This is a genomic window from Nostoc sp. MS1, from assembly GCF_019976755.1.
Classification (GTDB): domain Bacteria; phylum Cyanobacteriota; class Cyanobacteriia; order Cyanobacteriales; family Nostocaceae; genus Trichormus.
This window is the reverse complement of the sequence record NZ_AP023441.1, coordinates 679,842-703,606: the sequence shown is the minus strand read 5'-3', so window position 1 is coordinate 703,606 and position 23,765 is coordinate 679,842. Positions and strand designations below refer to the sequence as shown.

At 39.6% G+C, this 23,765-nt stretch carries 26 protein-coding genes; 14 read left to right on the top strand and 12 right to left on the bottom strand.

All coding sequences use genetic code 11. The features are described 5' to 3' along the window. Window positions 1-23: 23 nt before the first annotated feature. Entirely contained in the window at window positions 24-761 is a 738-nt protein-coding gene (gene rsmG, locus NSMS1_RS03065) for a 16S rRNA (guanine(527)-N(7))-methyltransferase RsmG (RefSeq protein WP_224090885.1), read from the bottom strand. A 140-nt stretch (window positions 762-901) separates the two neighbouring features. Continuing rightward, window positions 902-1,576, bottom strand: a complete 675-nt coding sequence (locus NSMS1_RS03060) for an ABC transporter ATP-binding protein (protein WP_224090884.1) — start codon at window positions 1,574-1,576, stop codon at window positions 902-904. A gap of 295 nt (window positions 1,577-1,871) precedes the next feature. On the opposite strand from NSMS1_RS03060, the gene NSMS1_RS03055 reads away from it, so the two are divergent. The 4 genes from NSMS1_RS03055 to NSMS1_RS03040 all read left to right on the top strand — a co-directional run bounded on the left by NSMS1_RS03055 (window position 1,872) and on the right by NSMS1_RS03040 (window position 4,447). Continuing rightward, window positions 1,872-2,810, top strand: a complete 939-nt coding sequence (locus NSMS1_RS03055; RefSeq protein WP_224090883.1) for a Sll0314/Alr1548 family TPR repeat-containing protein — start codon at window positions 1,872-1,874, stop codon at window positions 2,808-2,810. Between the two features lie 95 nt (window positions 2,811-2,905). Beyond that, window positions 2,906-3,358 carry a DUF3531 family protein gene (locus NSMS1_RS03050; protein WP_224090882.1) on the top strand — a complete coding sequence of 151 codons (453 nt, stop codon included), beginning with the start codon at window positions 2,906-2,908 and terminating at the stop codon, window positions 3,356-3,358. Window positions 3,359-3,365: 7 nt separating this feature from the next. Then, complete coding sequence (locus NSMS1_RS03045) at window positions 3,366-3,797, top strand: NUDIX hydrolase (RefSeq protein ID WP_224090881.1); 432 nt, start codon at window positions 3,366-3,368, stop codon at window positions 3,795-3,797. A gap of 356 nt (window positions 3,798-4,153) precedes the next feature. Continuing rightward, window positions 4,154-4,447, top strand: a complete 294-nt coding sequence (locus NSMS1_RS03040; protein ID WP_224090879.1) for a hypothetical protein — start codon at window positions 4,154-4,156, stop codon at window positions 4,445-4,447. A 191-nt stretch (window positions 4,448-4,638) separates the two neighbouring features. Here NSMS1_RS03040 and NSMS1_RS03035 read toward each other — a convergent pair whose 3' ends face one another. Next, the gene (locus NSMS1_RS03035; RefSeq protein ID WP_224090877.1) at window positions 4,639-5,049 is read right to left on the bottom strand and encodes a hypothetical protein; all 411 of its coding nucleotides are present in this window, start codon (window positions 5,047-5,049) and stop codon (window positions 4,639-4,641) included. Window positions 5,050-5,385: 336 nt separating this feature from the next. Between NSMS1_RS03035 and NSMS1_RS03030 the strand changes: the two genes are divergently transcribed. Both NSMS1_RS03030 and NSMS1_RS03025 read left to right on the top strand, forming a co-directional pair. Beyond that, entirely contained in the window at window positions 5,386-5,931 is a 546-nt protein-coding gene (locus tag NSMS1_RS03030; protein WP_224090875.1) for a PadR family transcriptional regulator, read from the top strand. 227 nt (window positions 5,932-6,158) lie between these two features. Further along, window positions 6,159-6,587 (top strand): hypothetical protein, encoded by a 429-nt coding sequence (locus NSMS1_RS03025; RefSeq protein ID WP_224090873.1) that lies wholly within the window; start codon window positions 6,159-6,161, stop codon window positions 6,585-6,587. 61 nt (window positions 6,588-6,648) lie between these two features. Here NSMS1_RS03025 and NSMS1_RS03020 read toward each other — a convergent pair whose 3' ends face one another. Next, window positions 6,649-7,293, bottom strand: a complete 645-nt coding sequence (locus tag NSMS1_RS03020) for a TetR/AcrR family transcriptional regulator (RefSeq protein ID WP_224090871.1) — start codon at window positions 7,291-7,293, stop codon at window positions 6,649-6,651. Window positions 7,294-7,399: 106 nt separating this feature from the next. Between NSMS1_RS03020 and NSMS1_RS03015 the strand changes: the two genes are divergently transcribed. The 3 genes from NSMS1_RS03015 to NSMS1_RS03005 all read left to right on the top strand — a co-directional run bounded on the left by NSMS1_RS03015 (window position 7,400) and on the right by NSMS1_RS03005 (window position 8,755). Further along, window positions 7,400-8,107 (top strand): Coq4 family protein, encoded by a 708-nt coding sequence (locus NSMS1_RS03015; protein ID WP_224090869.1) that lies wholly within the window; start codon window positions 7,400-7,402, stop codon window positions 8,105-8,107. A gap of 77 nt (window positions 8,108-8,184) precedes the next feature. After that, a complete protein-coding gene (locus NSMS1_RS03010; protein WP_224090867.1) occupies window positions 8,185-8,403 on the top strand; it encodes a hypothetical protein in 219 nt (72 codons plus the stop codon). A gap of 139 nt (window positions 8,404-8,542) precedes the next feature. Continuing rightward, entirely contained in the window at window positions 8,543-8,755 is a 213-nt protein-coding gene (locus NSMS1_RS03005; RefSeq protein WP_224090864.1) for a hypothetical protein, read from the top strand. A gap of 61 nt (window positions 8,756-8,816) precedes the next feature. Here NSMS1_RS03005 and NSMS1_RS03000 read toward each other — a convergent pair whose 3' ends face one another. Together NSMS1_RS03000 and NSMS1_RS02995 are read right to left on the bottom strand one after the other, a co-directional pair. After that, a complete protein-coding gene (locus tag NSMS1_RS03000; protein WP_224090862.1) occupies window positions 8,817-9,581 on the bottom strand; it encodes a circadian clock KaiB family protein in 765 nt (254 codons plus the stop codon). Window positions 9,582-9,848: 267 nt separating this feature from the next. Next, the gene (locus tag NSMS1_RS02995) at window positions 9,849-11,120 is read right to left on the bottom strand and encodes a type IV pilus twitching motility protein PilT (protein ID WP_224090860.1); all 1,272 of its coding nucleotides are present in this window, start codon (window positions 11,118-11,120) and stop codon (window positions 9,849-9,851) included. A 703-nt stretch (window positions 11,121-11,823) separates the two neighbouring features. Between NSMS1_RS02995 and NSMS1_RS02990 the strand changes: the two genes are divergently transcribed. Continuing rightward, window positions 11,824-12,201 (top strand): hypothetical protein, encoded by a 378-nt coding sequence (locus NSMS1_RS02990; RefSeq protein ID WP_224090857.1) that lies wholly within the window; start codon window positions 11,824-11,826, stop codon window positions 12,199-12,201. Window positions 12,202-12,394: 193 nt separating this feature from the next. Then, the gene (locus tag NSMS1_RS02985; protein WP_224090856.1) at window positions 12,395-14,560 is read left to right on the top strand and encodes a DEAD/DEAH box helicase; all 2,166 of its coding nucleotides are present in this window, start codon (window positions 12,395-12,397) and stop codon (window positions 14,558-14,560) included. Between the two features lie 146 nt (window positions 14,561-14,706). Here NSMS1_RS02985 and NSMS1_RS02980 read toward each other — a convergent pair whose 3' ends face one another. The 5 genes from NSMS1_RS02980 to ntrB all read right to left on the bottom strand — a co-directional run bounded on the left by NSMS1_RS02980 (window position 14,707) and on the right by ntrB (window position 18,836). Beyond that, entirely contained in the window at window positions 14,707-15,036 is a 330-nt protein-coding gene (locus tag NSMS1_RS02980; protein WP_224090854.1) for a DUF3011 domain-containing protein, read from the bottom strand. Window positions 15,037-15,215: 179 nt separating this feature from the next. Further along, the gene (locus NSMS1_RS02975) at window positions 15,216-15,725 is read right to left on the bottom strand and encodes a pentapeptide repeat-containing protein (protein ID WP_224090852.1); all 510 of its coding nucleotides are present in this window, start codon (window positions 15,723-15,725) and stop codon (window positions 15,216-15,218) included. Window positions 15,726-15,757: 32 nt separating this feature from the next. Beyond that, window positions 15,758-17,062: a CmpA/NrtA family ABC transporter substrate-binding protein gene (locus NSMS1_RS02970; RefSeq protein WP_224090851.1), complete on the bottom strand. Its 1,305-nt coding sequence runs from the start codon at window positions 17,060-17,062 to the stop codon at window positions 15,758-15,760. A 91-nt stretch (window positions 17,063-17,153) separates the two neighbouring features. Further along, window positions 17,154-17,948, bottom strand: a complete 795-nt coding sequence (locus NSMS1_RS02965; protein WP_224090842.1) for an ABC transporter ATP-binding protein — start codon at window positions 17,946-17,948, stop codon at window positions 17,154-17,156. A gap of 66 nt (window positions 17,949-18,014) precedes the next feature. Next, a complete protein-coding gene (ntrB, locus tag NSMS1_RS02960; RefSeq protein ID WP_224090840.1) occupies window positions 18,015-18,836 on the bottom strand; it encodes a nitrate ABC transporter permease in 822 nt (273 codons plus the stop codon). A gap of 633 nt (window positions 18,837-19,469) precedes the next feature. On the opposite strand from ntrB, the gene NSMS1_RS02955 reads away from it, so the two are divergent. The 3 genes from NSMS1_RS02955 (at window position 19,470) to NSMS1_RS02945 (ending at window position 22,869) form a co-directional block, all read left to right on the top strand. Further along, on the top strand, window positions 19,470-21,632 hold the full coding sequence (locus NSMS1_RS02955) for a cation:proton antiporter (RefSeq protein WP_224090839.1): 2,163 nt from the start codon (window positions 19,470-19,472) through the stop codon (window positions 21,630-21,632). 4 nt (window positions 21,633-21,636) lie between these two features. After that, complete coding sequence (locus NSMS1_RS02950; RefSeq protein WP_224090837.1) at window positions 21,637-22,107, top strand: hypothetical protein; 471 nt, start codon at window positions 21,637-21,639, stop codon at window positions 22,105-22,107. Window positions 22,108-22,188: 81 nt separating this feature from the next. Further along, on the top strand, window positions 22,189-22,869 hold the full coding sequence (locus NSMS1_RS02945) for an AMIN domain-containing protein (protein WP_224090836.1): 681 nt from the start codon (window positions 22,189-22,191) through the stop codon (window positions 22,867-22,869). 220 nt (window positions 22,870-23,089) lie between these two features. Here NSMS1_RS02945 and NSMS1_RS02940 read toward each other — a convergent pair whose 3' ends face one another. Beyond that, window positions 23,090-23,734, bottom strand: coding sequence for a hypothetical protein (locus NSMS1_RS02940; protein ID WP_224090834.1), 645 nt, complete (start codon window positions 23,732-23,734; stop codon window positions 23,090-23,092). Window positions 23,735-23,765 lie beyond the last annotated feature (31 nt).

Sequence of the window (23,765 nt, the reverse complement as noted above, 5' to 3'; positions counted from 1 at the left end):
TTTAAAATGGGGGCATTTTAAGCTCACAGTGGCTTTTGAGTGGGTATACCAACAGTGCGAGGAAAACTAGCTGGTGTGGTTCCTACTTTACGCAAATACAGACAGTGGCGGATGCTGTTAGTTAAGGGAGTTGTGAAGTTTTCGATTGATTCAACTTTTCCACCCAACTGCTTGACTGCATTTTCTAAAGCTGTCGTTTCTTCTTCCGTCCAAGTACCGCGATAAATTACAGCCAAACCGCCTTGCTTTAATAAAGGTAAAGTATATTCTGCACAGGCTGAGGCAGTACCAACTGCACGAATTAAAGCAATATCATATTTTTGGCGATGCTGTGGTTGTTGACCAATTTCTTCTGCTCTAGCAACAAGAGTGTTGGCATTACTAAGAGCCAGTTCACTCAATATTTTATCGATAAAATTAATCTTCTTGCGCGTTGAATCTACCAAGGTAATTGTAGAGTTAGGTGCAATAATTGCCACAGGAACACCAGGAAACCCCGCACCTGTACCAATATCAATTACAGACGCATCCGCTTGGAGAGAGGAGATAAATTGTTGCTGTGGCGCTATTCCTCGCAGCGAATCCCACAAATGTTTTTCCCAAAACTCTTGAGGTTCAGTAATGCGAGTTAAATTTAACTGGCTATTCCCTGCCAAAATTAACTCATAAAGCTGCTGAAATTGCGCCTGCTGTGAGTCAGTCGGTTGCCAATTAAGAGTTTGCTGCCAAATTTGTGCCATTTCTGGCAATAAGTTAGTCATTAGTCCATAGTCAATAGTCAACAGTCCATAGTTCTGCTCCCTGTTCCCCTCCTGGGAGGGGCTAGGGGTGGGTTACTCCCTTGTCTACCTTGTCTACCTTTTCTTCCCCCACTCCCCACTCCCTACTCCCCACTCCCCACCTACGCCGCAGGCTGTGGTTCCTTTGCCTTAGACTCTAGCGTTGCGGGGTCTACTGATTGTAGTTCGCCGTGGTTGAGTGTCCAACAATAATCTGCGATCGCCAGCAAATCACCGGCATCGTGTGTTACTACTAGTAGTGTCCAGTCTTGTTTGAGTTTGGCTAGTAAGTTTACTAACTGCCGACGCATTGACCAGTCTAAGCCGGCTGTTGGTTCATCTAGTAATAATAAATTGGGTTGGCGAATTAATTGTACTGCTAAGGCTAGTCGCCTTTGTTGACCACCACTTAAAGCGTAAGGTGCAGCAGACAGAGATAAATGATCTAATCCTACTTCGCTTAATGCTTGCCTAACTCGCTCTGTACCCAGTTCAGGATGTCCTAAACGTAATTCTTCTAAAATCGTCCCACCACAAAAGTGTCGTTCAGGAAACTGAAATACTATTCCCGCTAATTGTTGAAGTTGTTCGGCTATGAGTTCTTGTTCTCGCCAAAAGGCTGCGCCAGATGTAGGTTCAGCTAGTCCAGATAAAATTTCTAATAAGGTACTTTTACCAGAACCACTTGGGCCGATAATCAAACCCAGTTTTTGCGGAGGTAGTTCTAAGTTGATGGATTTGAGAATCGCTGTTGGGCAAGCTGTGGGATGGTAAATCAAATTTCGGAGATAGAGCATTTATTAAGATTACCAAAAGTTGGCAAGGAACTCACTAATTAAGATTAACTACAACTAGAACAACTACTGGAAAATTCGGCAAGATTTTATTTCGTGGCAAGAATTATCCTGATTGTTCCATTGTGACAGATTTCCCAAAAACGATAACTATAGTAATTTTGGGAACTTGATATTATTACTAAAGTCTAAGTTTAAGGGGTATTTTAACGGCAATTTACGCAAATTATAACTAAATTGTTTTGTATTTTAAGTAACATATACAACTTTTTCAACCGCAATTATTCTGAGGCTGACCATGACAAAGAATTTTTCCTCCCCTTATCCAATCATATTATCCCGATTAACTAGAGTAGCTCAGGCAAGTTTTGGTGTAGCGATCGCCTTAACTTTGGCAATCAATCCTTCATGGGCTGGCGATCCCTTCCGTAGTCAAAATCCACGTAACATTGACGACAAAACAGAAGCTGCTTTTAAAGCGGTGTTCCAACAAGGTGATTATCCTACCGCAGAGCGATACCTCAGCCAAGCAATATCCAGCGCCTCAGATGAACCTCTAGCATATGCGATGAAAGCATCTTTAGCATACGTTAATGGAGATTTGGCAGGGCTGGATAATTATGGGAGAAGAACTTTAGAAGCTGGGCAGAAGTTAGTCAAAACTGACGAATTACGCGGCAATATATACACAGGTGTAGGGCATTTTTTAGAAGGGGCCGCAATTATTACCCGTGAAGGAACCCTCAGAGGCGCACCCCAAGCTTTGAGTCGGCTAAGGTTGGTTTATGATCATCTGGATCAAGCAGAAGCCATTTCTCCCAGAGATCCCGAACTGAATTTGCTCAGGGGTTATATGGACTTGATGCTATCTGTTAGCTTACCCTTTGCCAACCCAGATGAGGCAATTAATCGCCTCCAAACAAATGCTGCGCCTGAGTATTTAACTAATCGCGGGATTGCTGTTGCTTACCGTGATTTAAAACAGTATCCCCAAGCTTTAGATTATGTTAATCGAGCCATCAAAGCAGCACCCGAAAACCCAGAATTATACTATCTTAAAGCCCAAATCCTCAAGGAACAGGGTAGACGAGAAAAAAGCCAACAACTACTTCAAGATGCGATCGCCAATTTTGACAAAGCCTTAACCAAAAGGTCACAACTACCCAAAAAATTAGTACAACAAATCGAAAGCGAACGCAATGGTGCTGTTAATAGCCTCAATGGTTCAGCCCGATAATTGAGCAAGGAACAGGAGATAGATTCTTAATTTTGAATTTTGAATTGATTTCTCCCCTGATATGCTTATTTGAAGTGAGTTGAATATTAATCAAGATGCAGATCCAGTTTCGTGAATTTGACCAATTTAGTGTGTGGATGTGGCTAAAATTTAGCACTATCCCTTCTCAACGGGAAAGACAGTATATAGAGGAGGTGTTTAATTCTTGGTTTTATCTGGGGAAATTAGGCGCATTTAATGCTGAAAATCTTCAGGTACAGGAGACTGGGGTTGATTTAAATTACATGACTTATGACTCCCAAGGTTATGACAGAAGCTTACTGGCGCTGATGCACAACATGGGTGAGTTTGAGTATCAAGGACAATGGGCGCGATGTTGGTTTGATTTGGGAACTAGTGATGCGATCGCACTAGATATCTTAATCAACGCTCTGACTCAGCTTAGTCAAGAATACGTCACTATTGAACAATTCTACGTTGGCGGCGAAAATGAAGATTGGCCTGTCGAAGATAGTGACAGTAGCTCTTACTCCATCTACGATAATTGATTTAAAAATGAATAGACATGGCGAAATTCGGGTAATAGTCTTAGGGCTGATTCAACATGGCGATCGCATTTTTGTTTCTGAAGGATACGACCCAGCAAAGCATTCAACATTTTATCGTGCTTTAGGCGGTGGTATAGATTTTGGCGAAACCAGTTTAGCAGCCTTAAAAAGAGAATTTTACGAAGAAATTCAGGCAGAATTAACGAATATTCGCTATTTAGGTTGTATAGAAAACCTGTTTATATTTAATGGCAGAAAGGGACATGAAATTATCCAACTTTACCAATGTGATTTTGTTGATCCCAAGTTTTATCAATTGCAGAGCTTGGTATTTCATGAATCGGAAAATCACAAACATAGAGCCATGTGGATAGATATTGCTCGTTTCAAATCCGGTGAACTCAGATTAGTACCGGAAGCATTTTTTAATTATTTATAAGCACGCTATTACGCATAATATTGTTTAATATACTGTTTATTTATGCTTATACATAAATAGTGATAAGCAACAAAAAAGTATAATTACCACTTCAAGCAAAAATTTATAAGTTCCTACGTAAGCTTATCTGCAAGTTAGTAGATAGATAAAGTATAGAGTAATTTTACAACCCTGATGGATAATAGCTTTTAAGTCAATTCTCTACTTTATATTTTTTGTTGAACTGCCATCAACAGAGTCCGTAGTGGGTATTATTGTTAGTCAAATATGTTAATAATTACGCAATTTTACTATTGCGCTACCCTTGCATAGCCAAATACTATTTAGCTCATCGTTTTACTACTACTAGAGTAATTGTGAAATCTATTCTACAAACCTACCTAGAGAAAGATATCTGGATATTGATACGCGATAAATGGTATTACGCAACCATTATTGGGGTTTGGGATGACTTGTTGTGGTTCAAACACAGAACCCACAACAAAGATACAGAGGAAGATACTTTGTGGGAAATGGTTGTCAAAATCAGTGAAGTAGTTGCGATTGATAAAGTCGTTTCTGTGATCAGCAGAAAACCAGATGTATTTATCTCTCGACTACTGGAAACCGACAGACACTCAAATAATCATCAAGGACACGATAATCCTTAAATTGTTTGAGATGACATAGATACTCAATCATGGATATCTTACACAGCAGACTGGTTTAATGTACTCTTCCTATAGATAGAGAAAAGCACTATCAAAAATTTGATAGTGCTTTTTAATTTGCTTATTAGTCAATAGTCATTAGTCCATAGTTTTTTCTACTTCCCCATCTCCCCCATCTGGTTTCCCCTTGATCAAGCAGAAGCAAGCAACTCTGACACTTCTGCGTGTGCTAAGATTACTCCTGGCTCACCTTGGAGTGCCGTATAGTATTTTCGAGCAAATGTGTTTCCATATTCTGAGGGTGAGAGTAAGGTGCGGATATCAACCAGCAAATTTTTGATGTTATCTGGTGATATCGGTTCATCTGCGGTGAGTATTTCATCAATTTGAACAATCACTTCAGAAATGCTATGCAGCCAAGCAAATTGTTCATGGTTAATTACTAGTTGCAGAAACTCGCCACTTGATATTCTTCCGCTTGCTTGTTCGTATGTAATACGTTCAGCGTCTAGTAAAACTTTGTGCAACTTGAGTAATTTATTGCGTAAATTCTTCAGGTGCTGATGTTGATTTATTCGTTGTAAAAGTGTGTTGGAAGTCAAGGGGATTTATCCTCCACTACGATATTTTTAATAGCTGCAATTCTGTTCAGGGTTACATGACAAACAACTTCTCATCTCTATCAATACTTTATTCAGTGCAATGTCATAAATTAATAGTCCAGTTAACAAAGGTGGTTTTTATCTGATGGATTTACCTTCTGTACACCTCTCCATCTCGCCTAGACGCATTGCCTGCACTTAATAAAGTAAATCTTAACGTTGAGAATGCTTTTGTTTAGTCATTTGTTTTTTATATATGAATATTCATATATTAGCATAATCAATATAGGAGCTATCAATTATAGTTTTCACTACTTTATTTTCGGAAAACCGTTTATGTCCCTCGCATATGTAATTCTCGGTTTCCTGCAAAAGCAAGATATGACAGGTTACGATCTCAAAACTAGTTGTTTTGATCAATGTATCGCGCACCTATGGCCAGCAGATCAAGCACAGATTTATAAAACCCTCGATAAGCTATTTGAGCAGGGTTGGATTAATTATCATGTGGAGATTCAGTGCGATCGCCCTAACCGTAAAGTCTATACTCTCACAGAATTGGGCAAAACAGAGCTTGTGCGCTGGCTAAAATCTCCCCAGCCGTTACCCACGGTTAGAGATACTTTACTTGTACAATTATTCTTTGCGGCTGAGTTACCTAATGCAGCGATCGCTAATCTTCTAGCACAACAACTAGCTGCGCATTATGAAAAAATTAACGATTATGAAGCAATTAAGTTACTATCTGTTGACAATGAGCCTGCTACTCGTGAGCAATTAATACATCAACTACTGTGGGAATTAGTTATGCGTCGTGAGCAAGTTTATATTGACTGGCTCAAGTCGGCCATTGCTACGCTTACCGAAAATCTTGATAACTAAATTTTTTGCTTATATATTTTGTTTGATTGACATAGCCATTATTCTAGAAATAAAAATTGCCTCGTAAACAAATGTTATTATATGTTGCAATTTAATGAATTTTCTGAATTTCTCTAAAGTTAGAAGATTTTTTATAAAAAAATCCTCCTTTTAGCCATTCATATATTAGGTTTAATTTGATTAACATATTAAATCAAAGTCTATTATTTTTACAATTATCCCAGCTTATGAATATCGGTTACTCTCACAAAATCCCTCTGATGCCTTTAGTGCTTCTATGGTTAGCTTATGCTGTTCTGGGGTGGTATTTGGCAGTACATCACATTATTTGGTTAGTAGGAGCTTTCATTGCTACTGTTGCTATAGCTTTAGTTCGTAGAAGTATTGTTTGGTTGGAAGGTTTAGTTTCTTTTGGCTCTCGCACTCTAGTAGTAGTCATATCATTAAGCGCATCTATTGCTCTAATTGCCACTTGGTCTATGTTATTGAGCTTGTTTCTCATACCTATAACAACGACCCTTCTAGCCGATTTAGAACTACGCTTTGCTGGCTTTAAAAAAATAGATTCATTCTGGATATTGACTGTTTTAGCTGGCTGGGGTTTGACAGTAGGAGAACTTGTAGATATTCTTCTTTTACCCAGTAGCAGATACTAAGAATGATTCAATATTCAAAATCGTGTTTAAGCAAATTCTCTGTTGCTAAACACATATAAATTCAAATAGAATTGTCTAAATAATTGTTTAGATAACCTAACATTAATATCTTGGTTTCCGCTAACAGTAATTGACGCTTTTCTGGGTGCTGACTTGTAGCCAGCCATAGTAAGTCACCCACTACTTTCACTACTACTAAAGCGATCGCTTGGCATTTTTCCCCATCTAACTTAGGATTGAGTCTGGCAAAGAAAGCAGCCAGCTCATCCACAATCCGATATTCATAATTCTCCATTGCTTCAATTGCTGAATATGTCATCAAGTTCAGCAGTTGTTCATATACAGCACGGTATCCAGGATGGCTGTTCATGAAGTGATCGAACGCATCAATCACCCGATCAACATAAACAGCCACAGGTAAACTTTCTGCCTCTTTGGTGTGCAGTTTGGCAAACAACTGATACTCCTGTTGAAAATATTGCACAGCCAAGGCTTTCAGAATTGCCTCTTTATCAGGAAAGAATTGATACAGCGAACCGATAGGTACTTTAGCACGAGTTGCGATCACTCTTGTCGTCGTTTGCTCGTATCCCATCTCAATAAATAACTCCTCAGCTGCACTTAGGATGTCATTCACTCGCTCTTGACTCCGCGCTTGCTGGGGTTTACGGCGCATCTTAGAGTTACTGGATTGATTATCTGTCATAAAGTTTAATTTCACTCTTGACAAAACATGAACATTGTTCGTATTTTATAAACATGAGCATTGTTCATATTAACATTCAATTTTCAATCAACTAGGAGTTTTTGCCATGCAAGCCATAAATTCTTGCGTAGTTCAGCCAGTAAAAGTGGACTCAGAAATACAACGCCAGATGAATTTTCAGTTTTTGACGGCGATGAAAGGCTTTATTAGCTTACTGACAACAGAAGGTGACTTAAATGCAGTTGATGAACTTAGTAGCATCTTAATTCACAGTCGGGCTTTTGAACTGGCAGCAGAAACAATGCAGATCAATCCTGATATAGCTAATTTGATTCAAGAACGTTACCAACCACCAGTTCATGATTTAGAGCAACTTTTGCAATATCCTGTTGATTCTTTAGGTTATTGTTATGCTTCCACACTCAAACAATCGGGCTTTGAACGTATTGATCCGGAGATTATTATCAATTCAGACACAGCCTACATTGAGTATCGTTGGCAACAAACTCATGATATTTGGCATCTCATTACAGGATTTAGCGCTAGTCCTCTTGAAGAAATTGGATTGCAAGCATTTTATCTAGCGCAATTTCGGCTACCATTAGCCAGTATGTTAATTGCTAACGCTTTAATTAGCACAACCTTGCTAACACCAGAAGATTTACCTCAACTTTTAAAGACTATTGAAAAAGGTTGGATGATGGGATTACAAGCCAAACCTTTATTTGCACAGAAATGGGAAGAATCTTGGGAGAAACCCTTATCACAGTGGCAGAAAGAATTAAATATTCAACCCTTTAAGGCTAACTCGTAATTAATAATATTGAAGAATTATCTCTTCAGGGGAATTTTTAGGCTTTTATTTGTCACTTAAATACAAATATTTAGATTATGAATAATACCGATAAGTGTTTCTATATTTGGTTTCGTATTCTACGTAATACCTATCCTTGGTTATCTTTATTCAGACAGGCTAGGCGAGTAATCTTATCTTGTGGTGATGAGAAGGTACGGCAAAAACTGCGCTTTTGGTGGCTATTTTATCAAGTAGATTTTGCTAAAATTTTGGCGATCGCCCTTGAATTAGCTCAACCAGAATTTTGGGTTTAGAAATAACTGTATACTGGCATTTTGAGTTGTTTATCAATTATCTGAATGTAAAATTAATTTACGTAAAAGCTCAAAGGTCGTCATTCAAGACAAATAGAGAGAATACGTATAAAATAGGTTAGTAGCTCAAAATGCCTTTATGACATTTCAACAACTTCGTACAGGAGAATACTTTTGCTTCTCCGGTATGACTACTGCTTACATATATAGAAAAATCAGTGCTTCCTATTGCAGTCAGAATGGTTTCCTACAAAAAATTAGACCGCAAGCAAAGATTAGACGGCTAAGTCAGACAGAAATTAACGAATATGTGACACAAAAGCAGAGTTCGTGGAAAGATGGTAAAGGCTAAAATGTTACCCTTTACAGACTTCAGAGCCTTGCTGTATTTATTTAACTATGACTTAAGCAATCTACACTTGCTCGATCGCACCTAACATCTGTAAAATTTTGCCGGCGTTGTCTAAATCACCAACCATCCGCCGAATAGGAAGAGGCCACACTTTTACTAAGGTGGGAGTTGCGCTAACTTGGTCAATTTCTGCTTGTTCGGGATTAGTTAAAACATCAATCACCTTCATTGTGTAAGGATAACCTAGCGATCGCTCCAACAATTCATGCAGATTTTTCAATATACGTTCTGTGTTCGCGCTATGTCCAGCCACAAACAAACGCAGAACGTATGTTTTTATCTGCGTTTTTTGTACTGTCATTACTGGTGGATGATATTTGGGAGCCTGTTGAGAAAGGTCTAAGTTAACAATTAAATCATGGTCTTCCCAGAGTTGGGGAAATGAGGAGCGATAAGTTGATAATACCAGGCGATCGCACAAACCCTCTTGCCAAGGAGCAGGTTGCCAAACCAAATCACCTGTATTAAAAATAGCGTTCAAAACAGCTTGATGTTTCAGCACAGCCAAAGAAGCTTCAGCAAATATTTTTACCTGCTGAGTTTTAGGATCTAACCAATGGTCAACTGTTGCCGTATAGCAAGGCGCTAAAAAATGAGGCGGTTCGGATAAATCTAAAATTTCCTGCAAAGCTGCACACAAATGAGAATGCCATCGACCTTGTTTATGAGGATCGATGCAGTAAATTAAATCGCCTCCAGGCGTAAACAGGGCAATACCTTTATATAACTGAGGTGTGGATAAATTTTCTAGAGTCGATTTAGTCACAATATCCCAAAATTCAACAGTCCATAGTCAATAGTCCACAGTCCATAGTCAACAGTCAACAGTTCATAGTAAAAAAGCTGAACTTATGACCCATAACTAATAACTAATGGACTGGCTGGGTCAGTCCTATATTATTACTAATTTGTGTAAGAGCATCCTGAGAACTATTAAAAGCGATCGCTGTGCCAGTTGCGTATGTCCTGAAAACAATTTGCCCAGAAAGAAAAAAGGGAAAGGCTTCTCCCTTTTCTCTTCTTCCCCTAGTTCTTAAACCCGACCCCGGAGGAACTGAGCCATTTCGTTAGGAGTTGGTGACATTTCCAAAGCGGTTTCTTCAGTGATGCGACCTTCTTGATAGAGATTGTACAACGACTGATTCATGGTAATCATGCCATCAAAGCTGGCTTGCTTCATCAATTCGGAAATTTCGTCGTATTTACCGTCTTTAATCCATTCCTTAATCGCTTCCGTATTAATCAGGATATCGTGGAACGCAGCCCGCTTACCATCAGTTGTCCGACACAAGCCTTGAGCAATAACTGCTACCAAAGACTCGGCTAACGCCACTCGCATTGCATCCTGTTCTTCACCAGAATACAAATTGAGAATACGTTCAATCGTTTTCACCGCACTATTAGTATGCAGAGTTCCCATTACCAAGTGACCAGTTTGCGCCGCCTTTAATGCAGTGTTCACCGTTTCCTTATCCCGCATTTCCCCCACCAGAATCAAATCTGGGTCTTCCCGCAAAGCTGCCTTTAAAGCATTATCAAACTTACGGGTGTGCATTCCTACTTCCCGTTGCTTCACCAACGACTTGCGACTTTGGTGAACAAATTCTATGGGGTCTTCAATTGTAATGATGTGTTTGGGCATTTCACGATTGATATAATCAATCATCGCCGCCATTGTAGTTGATTTACCAGAACCAGTAGGCCCTGTCACCAAAATTAAACCCTTGTGATAGTGGCAGATATCCCGGAATATTGCCGGTAATCTCAACTGATCAATAGATAAAATTTTGAGCGGAATCAACCGCAGTACCATTGCATAGCCTCTAAGAGTATCAAAGACATTAATCCGTACACGGGCAAATTCGTACTGAGTTGCACCATCAAATTCTAAATGTTCTTGGAAGCGTTGAATTTCTGACTCACTCATCACCTCCCGTAACCAACCAATGAAAGTCTCTTTATCAGTTTCTGGATAATCAGTAGGCGCTATTTCACCTCGGTTACGAAATCGGGGTGTTTCACCAACTCCCAAATGAATATCAGAATAACCATTATCAAAAGCTTCTCTAATAATCCGTGCCAAAGTTAGAGGTGTATCTTCCTCTGGCATAGAAATTGATGAGCCTGGACGATGTGCATCAACAGGTGGAGGAGGTGTAGCACCCCTATTTGCCGGTGACATATCCAACGTTTGTGTATATTGGCGTTGGGTGATTAATGATGGTGGTGGGGGTGGCGGTGGTACTGGCACTACGTTACGTGCAGTCACAGCATTGGAAGTGGATGAAGAATCGGTTTCTGTCATATATCTTTACGTTTTGGGATTTATCGACTAAAAACAACAAAAAAATTCCCTTAGAGATGCTAATAGCTTTGGAAAGCGGCATTAAAGAAGCCGACTTGCTGAAAATCTCTAAGTTACATTTCTTTACAATATTCTTTTTGCTTGTGTATTTTTTTTAACCATGAAATAGGAAAAAGAAATTATATAGCCATATAGACTTGTTTAACCTAAGCTTTCTACTCACAGCATCAGCAAATATGTGTAGATAGGCACGTCATTTTTTATGCTTTCAGTTTTAACGAGATAAGTTAAATTACTGTAAATGAGAGATTTTTAGCTGAGTTCGCCATAAATCGCTAGCAAATAACAGCAAAATTATCTGTGCATAACTTGTGTAGCGTCACCAGTAAATTATGAGAGACAAGGAGATTTTCCATAAGAAATGTTAAGCAAACTCTAAGTAAAGAGTTTGCAGTAAACTTTTTGGACTATAGTTTTTGTGTCCTATTCCTCAAGACAGATACCAAAAGCTAGATAAATCAGGAAATGTAAATATGTGTTTACATTTAGCATTGCAAAAAATTAATTGTAAAGTTTAATAACTAAATGCTCATTTTCTCAGATGGGTTTTATATACTGAAGCTTCATTGAAGTATTCAGTTTATTTTATATAAGCGAAATATTACTGAATCACGGACTTGCTGTGAATTTAGGAGGAAAAGTCATGGTTTCGGCTCAGAGTGCTAATCTCGAAAAAACCTACTCCTTGTTAGTTATCAAGAGCTTCTTGATATGGACTTTTACACTGGCAGTGTGCTTGTTGGTTGTGGGTTTTCCATTAGTGGTTTTGATGGCTACGGTCGGATGTCTGTTGTCAATTGTGTTGCAATCTGTAATGCCTGTTAGTGCAGTTTTATTAGTAGCAGGTGGCTTAATTATGTTTAACGTCATGGCAGTTTTAATAGCTGCTGGTGTGTTGACATTTAAAGGAGTACACCCCACAGAAATTAAATGGTTAAGTTGGTTGCACGGAGAAGAAGAACAATTGCAAAGCACCAGCGTTTACGCCGCTTGTCCTTTAACTTGCGACATCAAACTATAGATTTCTAACCACAAATTCGACAAACAGTACATCTGCCCGGTTAAGCCGGGTTTTTTCATGCGTAAATTAGGGAGTAGGGAGTGGGGAGTAGGGAGTGGGGAGTAGGGAGATGAGGGAGATGAGAGAGAGGGGGAAGAATAACTATGGACTATGGACTATGGACTAATGACTAATGACTAATGACTAATAACCAATGACTAACGCCTTTAACAGACTTGCACCTTTTATTCAAGAATATATTTATCATCATCAATGGACTGAATTAAGACCTGTGCAAACTGCGGCTTGTGACGTGGTGTTTGACACGGATGCTCATTTATTAATTGCTGCGGCTACGGCTGCGGGAAAAACAGAAGCTGCTTTTTTACCTGTTTTAACTGTGTTACATAACCAGCCGGCAACTAGTATAGGTGCATTATATATAGGGCCTATCAAAGCTTTAATTAATGACCAATTTGAACGGCTCAACGATTTATTAAAATCAGCTAATATTCCTGTGTACCATTGGCACGGTGATGTGGCGCAAAGCCGCAAAAATAAAGTTTTACAAAATCCTCAAGGGATTCTGCAAATTACACCAGAATCTTTGGAAAGTTTATTGGTTAATAAGCATAAAGAAATATTACGATTATTTGGTGATTTAAGGTTTGTGGTTATTGATGAGATTCACGCTTTTATGGGTACTGAACGCGGTTGTCAAATTCTTTGCCAGTTGGAGCGTTTGGCACATTTGACGAAAACCCAACCCCGCCGCATTGGTTTATCTGCTACTTTAGGTGATTATTCAATGGCGGAAGATTGGCTGCGTTCTGGAACTGATAAACAGGTGATCACGCCAAAGGTTGAGGCAGGAAAACGGCAAATTAAATTAGCTTTAGAACACTTTTATATTAAGCAAGATGTAGATGAATCAGAAGCTACAGCTTACGAGCAATATATTTTTAATCTGAGTGAATCACGTAAATGTTTAATATTCGCAAACAATCGTACACAAACTGAATCAATCATTGCAAGTTTAAGACGAATTGCTAACCAAAAAGCACAGCCAGATATATATCATGTTCATCATGGCAGTATATCTGCTAGCTTACGACAAGCCGCAGAAAATGCCATGCGTGAACCCAACAATCCGGCGGTGACTGCGGCTACTCTAACTTTAGAATTAGGTATAGATATCGGCCATTTGCAACGAGTGATTCAATTAGAATCGCCTCTATCTGTTGCGAGTTTTTTACAAAGGTTAGGGCGTGCGGGAAGAAGGGATGAGGCTGCTGATATGCGCTTTGTTTGTGCTGAGAATGAAGTTTCGTTAGAAGCACCTCTACCAGAGCAAATTCCTTGGCAACTTTTGCAGTGTATAGCAATTATTCAACTATATTTGGAAGAACGCTGGATTGAACCAATTGAGCCAATTAAATATCCTTTGAGTTTGTTGTATCATCAAACGATGAGTATCTTAGTAGCAGAGGGAGCAATTTCTCCGGCTGCTTTAGCTAAACAAGTTTTAAGTCTGTCTTCTTTTGCTGCTATTTCTCAGGAAGATTATAAGTTATTATTACGCTATTTAATTGATATTGGTCATATTCAGCATACTGAAGAAAATAAGTTAATTTTAGGTTTGGCAGGGGAAAGAATAGTTAACAAATTTCAGTTTTATGCTGTCTTTGCAGAAAATAAAGAATATACAGTCAAGCAAGGTACAAAAGAAATTGGTAGCGTTGTTACACCACCTGTTGTTGGCAGTCAATTTGCTTTGGCGGGGATGACTTGGGAAGTAACGGAAGTTGACTTTAAAAAAAGAGTTATTATAGTTAAGCAAGTGGAAGGTAAAGCTACAAGTTATTGGCGTGGTGGTGGTGGAACGATTCACACGAAAGTTTTGCAAAGAATGCGCCAGGTTTTATTTGAAGATACAGAATATAGTTATTTACAAAAAAATGCTCTGCTACGTTTATGCAAGGTACGGGAATTAGTAAAAAAAGTAGGGCTGGATAAACAGCAAGTTTTGCAGTTAGAAAAAAATAAATGTTTTATTTTCCCTTGGATGGGTACTGTGTCTTACCGTACTTTGGAACGGTTACTCAATACTTTTTGCCGGGAATCTTTAGAAATTAGTAGTATTGGTGGAGTGAATCCTTATTATTTGACGGTTAAGTTAGGTAAGGGTAAAGGTCAATATTTACACCAAGAAATTGTGTCTTTGTGTGAGCAGAGAATTATCAGTGAAGCCTTGGTAAGTTATGCGGAAGCGCCAGAAATGCAAAAGTATGATGAGTTTATTCCGTATCCGCTTTTACGCAAGGCTTTTATTTATGATCATCTTGATATGGATGAACTTAGAGAACATTGGATAAGTTGACTTCATCTATCATTCGACTGCTACATGATATCTTTGGTTTTTAGGAATAACTAATAGGTACTTTCAAAAGCCAATTACCCATTAGCTATTACCTATTACCAAGTAACCCAACATATTATCTGTAATTAGCAGAACTTGATGGAAGACTAGTATCCATTATACCTGCGATTTCTTTCGTATCTCCTATCTCTATTAAATCGAGAATTGCCGATCGCAAACTGAGCGCGACAACCATTTCTCACGAAAACACGATTTCGGGTATAGCCCCAATTTCCTCTACAACTAGCATCAGACAATTGCCTAATCAACCTGACTCTGCCTGTTGGGGGTATGGCACAATTGGTTCTGCGATTATTTTGGCTTTCACAGGTGATTATTTGTTGAGCCGAAGCTGGGGGAGCCATACCCAAAATGCTACTGATGCTAATACTAGCGATCGCTAAACTAGTAACGATTTTTGAAATATGAGCAACCATAGTAAATTTATGCTCCGTATTAATTAAGGTACGCTAAATCTAACCAAATTAATCATAAAACTGAGCAGGATATGAGCAGATAGGCTAAAAGTAATGAATATTACTATGAATAAAGTCATATTTTGCTATGAGGAGTATGGTGGATATTTGCCACCATACTGTTAGCATCTATTTTCCAACTACGGACAATACAATGTATCGCGGGTTTCTCGTCCTGTGGTCGGGTTAGTCCCTTTAGCAACCTTACATAGTTTTTTCTGCTCATCTGGACGTAAGAGGACATCGGTGAAGTCTGCGCCGTCAATAATTGCACCGTCAAATTTGGCGTTAGCGGCGAAGGCTCCTTCTAATATGGCGTTGGTTAAGTTGGCTTTGATGAGACGAGCTGAGTCTAGGGTGGAGTTTGTGAGGTTTGTTCCCTCTAGGTTGGCTGACTCTAGGTTGGCGGCGAAGAAGCTGACACCAGTTAAATCGGAGTTGCTAAAGTTGCTCTGGCGTAGGTTGGCTTTGGTGAAACTAGAGTCTGTTAAATCTCGTCCTGAGAAGTCGGCTTCAATTAAAATTTCTTTGTTGTAATCAAGTGCTAAAGCTGGGGGTGTGAAAGGTGCGATCGCAATTATCCCAATTACACCCCAAAGTAATATGCTAAGTATGCTGAGGCTAAGTTGTGGAATCTTAAATTTCATCATGCTACTTTTACCTAATGGCGAACCCTCCACCATCACATTATCCTGATCTTGGGGGCATTGAGGTAAGCTTGGGGATTTTCTGGGTCAAATTCTAAGCCGTTGAAGAATTTCTCTACACCCCGTGATGTACTGGGGGGAATTGCTGACTCTTGACCAATTAATTTAGCAGCTTCTCGCCACATATCCTCCCGGTTGACAGCATCAATTAGGGGTTTGGTTTCAAAGTCAGGGGAACGATAACCCCAACGCATATCTTCAGTTAAAAACCATAAATCGTGGCTTTTGTAAGGATAGGAAGCACTGTCACGCCAATACTTGATAGCGTGAGGGCTGTTTTCCACTACCCGCCCATTACCATAATCAAATTTACCCAAAAGGCGATCGCGGATCAATTCTTTTTTCACCCCAATCCATTGCCGTTGTGAGACAATCTCCAATAATTCTTCTTTATTCTCAGGTTTGTCACACCATATTTGTGCCTCTAAAAATGCCGCCAGCATGGCTTTCGCCGCCTTGGGATATTTATCAACCCACTCAGCACGCATTGTAAAGGCTTTCTCCGGGTGATTATTCCACAACTCTCCAGTTGTCACAGCCGAATAACCAAGACCTTGTTTTATCAGGCGTTGATGCCAAGGGTCAACCACACAAAAGGCTTCCATACTCCCACTACGCATACTTGCAACCATCTGTGGGGGTGCAATAACGATAATTGACAAATCACGGTCAGGGTCAATACCACCGTAAGCCAACCACCAGCGCATAAAGAAATCACCAGTCACCCGGCGATAGGGAACTGCACAACGCACAGTTTCCCCTGCTTTGGTTTTTTGGGCAAAGGCGGGTTTTAAGGTAGAACTATCTAAGCTCAAGTTTAAGTTTTTGTAGGTTTTAGCAATAGATATCCCCTGACCATTGACATTCATCCGCGCCATAATATACATCGGTATTTTGCGCCCATAAGTAATTTCCCCCGTATTCATGAGGTAAACCATAGGAAACAAAAGATGTCCACCATCTAAGCCTTCATCAGCCGCGCCTAACATCAGTTTGTCGCGCATCACAGCCCATGAAGGTTGTTTGAGAACACGAATATCGGGCAAACCGTGTTTAGCGAAAAAGCCTTTGGCTTTGGCAATAATTAAAGGACAGCTACTAGTGACAGGTACAAAACCCAGAGTGGCAGTTGTCACTTCCGGGGCATCATTATTACCAGCGTAGACACCAGGTTTGAGTGGAGTTTTGGCAATAGTGGAGTTGGTAGAATTGCTGAGGGTGTGAGCGAGGACTGTGGCACTAGCAGCTGTGATAAATTGTCGTCTGTTAATCTTTTTCATACTTTGAAAAGTGGGGATGTCGTCTGTTAATCTTTTTCATACCTTGAGGAGTGGGGAGTGGGAAGCGCTGAGTACTTACTTTCCTTCTCATCTACCTCATCTCCCTTGTCTCCCTCATCTCTTGCCCTTCTAGAAACTCCATCAACTCTTGGCGTAAGTAGTGATACTTGTCAGTATCTCTAATTTCTAAGGAACGGGGATGTTCAAAGGGAATATCTAAAACTTGTCCAATGGTGGCGGCTGGGCCATTGTTTAACATCACCACTTGATCTGAGAGTAATAATGCTTCGTCTACGTCATGAGTCACCATGATGGTTGTGATGTGGTAGATGTCACAGATACGCATTAACTCTACTTGCAATGAACCACGGGTGAGGGCATCTAATGCACCAAATGGTTCATCAAGTAAAAGTAATTTGGGTTGAACTGCCAAAGCACGGGCTAAAGCTACACGTTGTTTCATCCCGCCTGATAGTTGTGATGGTTTTTTGTGGGCTGCATCTTTTAAACCCACCATCTCTAAATGAGAGGAAATAACCTCACGGCGTTCGTTTTTAGATGTTCGAGGCATGGCTTTATCAACGAACAAAGCCACATTTTCCCAAGCAGTCAGCCAAGGTAACAGGGAATAATTCTGAAAGACTACCATGCGATCGCGGTATGGTCTTTTCACTATTTGACCATCCACTCGCACCTGACCGTGAGTTGGTTTCTCTAAACCAGCAACAATATTTAACAACGTAGATTTACCACAGCCAGAATGTCCTATCAAAGATACAAAATTTCCTTGCTGAATTTCCAAGTTGATATCTTTGAGAACAACATTTCTGTTCCCATTCTGCACAAATTCCTTGTTGATATCTCTGATTTCTACGAAACTAGACATAGTGTTTATAGTGCTGAGTAAGCGGTTATTACTTTTGAATTTTGAATTTTGAATTTTGAATTATTACTACTCTTGAGGTGTCACTTTTTCGGAAATAAAAGCCATAATTTTATCTAACACCAAGCCAACCCCACCCAAGTAAAGAATTGCTAAAATCATTTCCTCAATATTGGCATTGTTGTAAGCATCAACAATAAAAAAGCCAATTCCATCATCAGAAAGTAACATTTCGGCGGCGACAACTGCTAACCATGATAAGCCGATAGCGATTCTTAATCCAGTGAAGATATAAGGTAAAGTGGCAGGTAAAAGAATTTTATAGAAGTTTTCCAAGGGTGATAAACCTACTAGCTTAGAAACATTAATGTAATCTTTTGGTATCAGTTTTACGCCCAATGCTGTATTGAGAATAATTGGCCAAATGGCAGTGATAGCAATGACAAAAATAGCTGAAGGATTAGGTTTCAAAAATACAGCTTGTGCTAAAGGTAGCCAAGCCAAAGGTGCAACGGGGCGCAATAATTGGATTAGTGGGTCTATAGCTTGTCTACAGAAACTATTGAGGCTAATAATAAAACCAATGGGAATACCTATGAGTATCGCCAAAGAATAACCAGCTACTACTCTCCTGAGACTGGCGAGAATTAGCCAGAAGAAACCCTTATTGTTACCCCCTTTTTGGAAAAAAGGGTCTTTAATTAAATCCCACGTATCAGTGAAAACTGTAAAGGGTGAAGGTAAAGTCGTATTCGGGCGTAAGCTTAAAAAATGCCAGACAGTTAAAAATATAAAAATGCCAAAAATGGAGGGTAATAACTGCTTTAGTCTTTGAGCGAAGATGTTTGTTATTTGCTGGGGTAAATTTTGCTCTGTGGCTTGTATGTGCATTTGAGTAGCCTAAGTAACTAATTATAATTAACCTAAAAGACTAAGGGTAAGCAAGTTTTGCCATCACTTACGCATAAAATTGCGATCGCTGTTTAGCCCAAGTTTGATTAAGTGATAATACTTACTTTTATAGTTATAAAAAATATATGATATTAATTGGTTAACATTTCTTATGCTAATTAATACAAAAATTTACATAATGCGGAAGATGCCCTCATAAAAGCCTGATTACCTGAGTTTATTGAGTGTTCAAAAGATAAGTAGAAAATAAAAGTAACATCTCATAACTTATAAACACTCTCTTTTGCAGAAATTACGCAAAATATAGATAAATATCGTCTAGGCTGTAAAATATGGGTAATTGGTAACTAACTTTTTCTCAAGTTTCAGCATGATTTTGACAAATTTTAGCTAGTCAAATTACTTGTGGTAATCATTGCGATATTTTGTCAGTTATGGGCGAATAAGCTGAATAATTCATTTAAAATTAGAGTTGATGTAAGGCGGTATTTCTACCAAAAAATTATTAGTAAGCAGTATGAACTAACCTTAATTGTTCTATATAAGGTTGACATTTTACCCTCATTTAAAGAATCATCTTAGAGAAACAAGGTAGTCACTGTTGAGGAAATTATGCACACAGTTATTCTTGTTCTAGTTGAGGTGTTGATTGTCATTGGATTGTCACGACTGGTAGGGCTGGCATTCAAATCAATCAAACAACCTTTAGTAATTGGTGAGATTGTGGCGGGAATTATGCTTGGGCCGTCATTATTTGGACTAATAGCTCCTGATTTAGTAGCTACCTTGTTCCCCCCGGAAACGCTACCTTTTCTTAATGTCTTATCTCAGATAGGGCTAATATTTTTCATGTTTTTGATTGGGTTAGAACTCAATCCTAAATATCTGAGTGGTCAGTTAGAAGTAGCTGTTTTAACTTCTCATGTCAGCATTTTAGTACCTTTTTCTTTAGGAACAACACTGGCATTAATTCTATATCCTTTAGTTTCTAATGCTAGTGTTTCTTTTACTGCCTTTGCCTTATTTTTAGGTGCGGCGATGTCGATTACGGCTTTTCCTGTATTAGCGAGAATTATTACCGAAAATAATTTGCAAGGTACACGTTTAGGGACATTGGCTTTAACTTGTGCAGCAGTAGATGATGTTACGGCATGGTGTTTACTCGCGGTAGCGATCGCAGTGGCTCGTACTGGTAATATTGGAGGAGCATTCCCCACAATTATTGAGAGTATAGTTTACATCGCTTTTATATTAACGGTGGGGCGCTGGTTTCTCGAACGGTTGGCTACTTACTACCGCCGCACAGGTAGGCTGAGTCAATTTATGCTAGCGGGAATTTATGTAGCAGTAGTGGCTTCCGCCTTAATTACAGAACTGATTGGGATTCATCTAATTTTCGGCGCATTCCTATTAGGTGCAGCTATGCCTAAGAATGCAGAATTAGTCCGCGAATTAGCAATCAAAACTGAAGATTTTGTTTTAATATTTCTGCTGCCAGTGTTCTTTGCTTATAGTGGCTTGCGGACACAAATTGGTTTACTCAATCGCCCCGAATTATGGTTATTATGTGCCGCAGTTTTAATAGTAGCGATCGCAGGCAAGTATATTGGTACTTATGTAGCAGCCCGTGTCAGTGGAATTGATAAGCGGGAAGCCTCAGCCCTTGGTTGGTTAATGAATACTCGCGGTTTAACTGAGTTAATCGTTTTAAATATCGGTTTGGAATTAGGGGTGATTTCACCCTTATTATTTACCATGCTGGTAATTATGGCGTTGGTAACAACATTTATGACTTCGCCCTTACTAGAGTGGACTTATCCCAAAAAGTTAATCAAGTTAGACCTAGTAGAACCAGAAGCCGAGATAAATGTAGATATTACAGCCAAGCCTTACCGAATTTTAGTACCAGTAGCTAATCCCAGCACCCAGAAAGGCTTACTCCGGTTAGCAGTAGCCATTGGTATTAACTACCGCCAACCAGCAATAGTCAATCTCCTCAGCTTGATTCAATTAGAAGAAGACTATAGTTTTGAAAGTACCCCAAATGAAGCTAACCGTTTAATTGTCCAGCGCCGCCAACAGCTAGAAGAGTTAATTAGTACCTTAGAACCGCCAACGCAACCCTTTATCCATCCTGTTGTGCGCGTCTCCAATAATGTAGCCAGAGAAACCGCACAAATCGCCACAATGGAAGCAGCTGATTTAATTTTAGTAGGCTGGCATCGTCCAGCTTTTAGTACTAATCGCTTGGGTGGACGAGTCGGGCAAATTCTTGGTACTGTACCTGTGGATGTGGCGGTATTTGTAGATAAAGGAGGGGAGAGATTAGAAAGTATATTAGTTCCCTACTCAGCAAATATTCATGATGACTTGGCACTGATACTGGCGCTGAGACTGTTACTTAATCGAGAGACTTGTACTTTGCAGATATTACAAGTGATCCCCCAACAGCAAATTCAGGATGAATTGAGTTATGAACTGCACGCCATGATGGAAAAATTACCTGATAGTGTGCGCGATCGCATTCACATTAACATTATCCAAGCGCCAGAGCCAATCCAAGCTGTAGTTGCAGCCTCAGAAACCGTAGACTTAACAATTGCTGGTACTAGCCGCGCCTGGGGTATTGAGAGGCAAACACTAGGCAGGTACACAGATGCACTAGCCATTCAGTGCCGTTCTTCGCTGCTAATTACTCGTCGCTACAGTCAACTCACCTCTCATCTGACATCTGTCTTACCAGATACTCACCAAGAACCCACCGTCAGCAGCTGAAATCATGAACCATTTCAATCCAAAATCTCTAGCATTTTATGGAATTGCCATCAGCCTAGTGCTGGTTTTGTTTAAAATTGTTACTGCTTTTGGAGAAAAACATCTCCAAGCATCTCCAGTTCTCAATAATAATTATCGCCTCACCTGGGCAGACAATGTGCCTAACTGCCCTGAGAAACTCAACATTCAACAGTCGGGAATTTACTTGAATGCTTCACTACTAAGAGCTAGTAGTGAAAAACCCGTGGCGCTTACGGGTATTTGGCAAAATCAAAAGTTAACTTTATTTGGAAAAATTAATCAAACTAATTTCTGCAATTTTCCTGCACCTCAAACCGTTGAAATACAAATGCGATCGGCTCCTCAAGGCAATCTGCAAGGGCAATTAATTATCAGTACCATCTCGCAAACTTTAAAATTTAATGCTACACCTGAAGCAGCCCAGGTCAAACCGGAAAATTCTTCTAGCCATTAGCATAGTCAGCGATGGCTTACAATCAACGGGTGATCAATGATTACCCAGCCTGATGGCTAAACACACAAGGGATAAATAGTGATGTCTAAGGCAATCATGAGTAATAACATCCAGGGACGCAAACAATTATTGAGCATCAGTTTATGTGTTGCTATTACATTATTTGCAGGTAGTAGTCTTGCGGCTGGTGAGCAAATGGCGAAGCTGAATAGTTGGCGCTTCTACCCAGACACAAAAAAGCTAGAAATTAACCTTTCATCAGGTAAAACACCACAATATTTCTATCTCAACGAACCGCCAAGACTAGTTGTAGATATTCCCGATACCCAATTAGGTAATGTTGCCACCCAACAAAAATATACTGGTTCTGTGCAGAGAGTTCGTGTTTCGCAAATGAGTGCTAATGTTACTCGTATTGTCTTAGATTTAGCCCCAGGCTCGGCTGTAGATAGTGAAAAAGTACAACTACAACCAGTTTCCCGCAAAAACACCACTCGCTGGGTTCTACGTCCCGCAATTATCAAAGTTGCCGCAAAACCAAACAACCCACAACCAGCAAATGTTAACTATCTACAATTACCTAGCACTCTACCACCAATAACTGGGATGCAGCCTTTTGTTAGTGTACCGCCCCTCAACGCTAATAATCAGGCTCCTCAAGCCAGTAATTTTAATAACGCTAATTCCTCTAATTCTCCAGTCCCAACTCTACCCAATTACCCAGTAATCGAGTTTGGTCAACCTCTACCTAAATCCCGTTAACAATAATAATTGGTCATTGATGATAGCCGATAGGTAATTAGTTAGTTACCATTACCGATGACCAATTACCGACTTATAAAATTGGTGCAAGTAAGAAAATCAGTTAAGAAAATTTAATTAGTTTCATTGAAAAGCAGTATTTATAAGCTTTTGAGGAGCCAATGCTACCTAACTTCCTTGCTCGGTCGTGGCTTAACTATTTGCTTACTACAGTTATGTATTAAGTAGAAAATCCTTTGTACTCTAAACTAAAACACTGCTTGAGCCATTGCTTAATTTCGTTGCGGGATGCACTAACTCCTGGCTTTAGTGTATCAATAGGTAACATCTCTCTCAACTGTGCCATCTGCGAGGAACGGTCATGTTCTTCTACAAGTTGCCCATGATCAAAGATTAACTCATAAACAGTTCTGAACTTGTATGCAGGGTGAAAGCCCATGTGAACATACATCTGGCGGATGAAGTCGTTTCCCAGTAACAAACCACCAGTAAAGGGAATCAACTCCCTTATACCATCTATTTTAAAGTCTGATGACTCCCAGTGAGTCTCGGTTTTATTGCTTGTCAAATGAATACGCTGTCCATACTCTGTATATCGAGCAGGTGTTTTACCAAACAGCTTCAGCCCATCTCCTTGTTCTGCCTTCAACTGATCCGCTTCACTTAGCCCGATATTGAGTTGTGTAAGAAACAGAGATTTATCAGCAACCTCATAAGTACAGTAATAACCCCGCCAGCAAGCAGAAGAAATCATTACTGGCTTAACACCATACTGTAGTGGTTCAAATAAGCCAGAACCATTGATACCAGTAATGTCACAAAATTTTTGATGATATAAGACCCTATTGCTGATTTGGGCAGTCATTAACTTAATTCTTGGTCGTAAGTAAGTCGTG

Excerpts from the sequence above, each read along its gene's own strand:
- rsmG (WP_224090885.1), bottom strand. The coding sequence starts at position 761 with ATGACTAACTTATTGCCAGAAATGGCACAAATTTGGCAGCAAACTCTT.
- NSMS1_RS03060 (WP_224090884.1), bottom strand. The coding sequence starts at position 1,576 with ATGCTCTATCTCCGAAATTTGATTTACCATCCCACAGCTTGCCCAACA.
- NSMS1_RS03055 (WP_224090883.1), top strand. The coding sequence starts at position 1,872 with ATGACAAAGAATTTTTCCTCCCCTTATCCAATCATATTATCCCGATTA.
- NSMS1_RS03050 (WP_224090882.1), top strand. The coding sequence starts at position 2,906 with ATGCAGATCCAGTTTCGTGAATTTGACCAATTTAGTGTGTGGATGTGG.
- NSMS1_RS03045 (WP_224090881.1), top strand. The coding sequence starts at position 3,366 with ATGAATAGACATGGCGAAATTCGGGTAATAGTCTTAGGGCTGATTCAA.
- NSMS1_RS03030 (WP_224090875.1), top strand. The coding sequence starts at position 5,386 with ATGTCCCTCGCATATGTAATTCTCGGTTTCCTGCAAAAGCAAGATATG.
- NSMS1_RS03025 (WP_224090873.1), top strand. The coding sequence starts at position 6,159 with ATGAATATCGGTTACTCTCACAAAATCCCTCTGATGCCTTTAGTGCTT.
- NSMS1_RS03020 (WP_224090871.1), bottom strand. The coding sequence starts at position 7,293 with ATGACAGATAATCAATCCAGTAACTCTAAGATGCGCCGTAAACCCCAG.
- NSMS1_RS03015 (WP_224090869.1), top strand. The coding sequence starts at position 7,400 with ATGCAAGCCATAAATTCTTGCGTAGTTCAGCCAGTAAAAGTGGACTCA.
- NSMS1_RS03010 (WP_224090867.1), top strand. The coding sequence starts at position 8,185 with ATGAATAATACCGATAAGTGTTTCTATATTTGGTTTCGTATTCTACGT.
- NSMS1_RS03005 (WP_224090864.1), top strand. The coding sequence starts at position 8,543 with ATGACATTTCAACAACTTCGTACAGGAGAATACTTTTGCTTCTCCGGT.
- NSMS1_RS02995 (WP_224090860.1), bottom strand. The coding sequence starts at position 11,120 with ATGACAGAAACCGATTCTTCATCCACTTCCAATGCTGTGACTGCACGT.
- NSMS1_RS02990 (WP_224090857.1), top strand. The coding sequence starts at position 11,824 with ATGGTTTCGGCTCAGAGTGCTAATCTCGAAAAAACCTACTCCTTGTTA.
- NSMS1_RS02985 (WP_224090856.1), top strand. The coding sequence starts at position 12,395 with ATGACTAACGCCTTTAACAGACTTGCACCTTTTATTCAAGAATATATT.
- NSMS1_RS02980 (WP_224090854.1), bottom strand. The coding sequence starts at position 15,036 with ATGGTTGCTCATATTTCAAAAATCGTTACTAGTTTAGCGATCGCTAGT.
- NSMS1_RS02975 (WP_224090852.1), bottom strand. The coding sequence starts at position 15,725 with ATGATGAAATTTAAGATTCCACAACTTAGCCTCAGCATACTTAGCATA.
- NSMS1_RS02970 (WP_224090851.1), bottom strand. The coding sequence starts at position 17,062 with ATGAAAAAGATTAACAGACGACAATTTATCACAGCTGCTAGTGCCACA.
- NSMS1_RS02965 (WP_224090842.1), bottom strand. The coding sequence starts at position 17,948 with ATGTCTAGTTTCGTAGAAATCAGAGATATCAACAAGGAATTTGTGCAG.
- ntrB (WP_224090840.1), bottom strand. The coding sequence starts at position 18,836 with ATGCACATACAAGCCACAGAGCAAAATTTACCCCAGCAAATAACAAAC.
- NSMS1_RS02955 (WP_224090839.1), top strand. The coding sequence starts at position 19,470 with ATGCACACAGTTATTCTTGTTCTAGTTGAGGTGTTGATTGTCATTGGA.
- NSMS1_RS02950 (WP_224090837.1), top strand. The coding sequence starts at position 21,637 with ATGAACCATTTCAATCCAAAATCTCTAGCATTTTATGGAATTGCCATC.
- NSMS1_RS02945 (WP_224090836.1), top strand. The coding sequence starts at position 22,189 with ATGTCTAAGGCAATCATGAGTAATAACATCCAGGGACGCAAACAATTA.
- NSMS1_RS02940 (WP_224090834.1), bottom strand. The coding sequence starts at position 23,734 with ATGACTGCCCAAATCAGCAATAGGGTCTTATATCATCAAAAATTTTGT.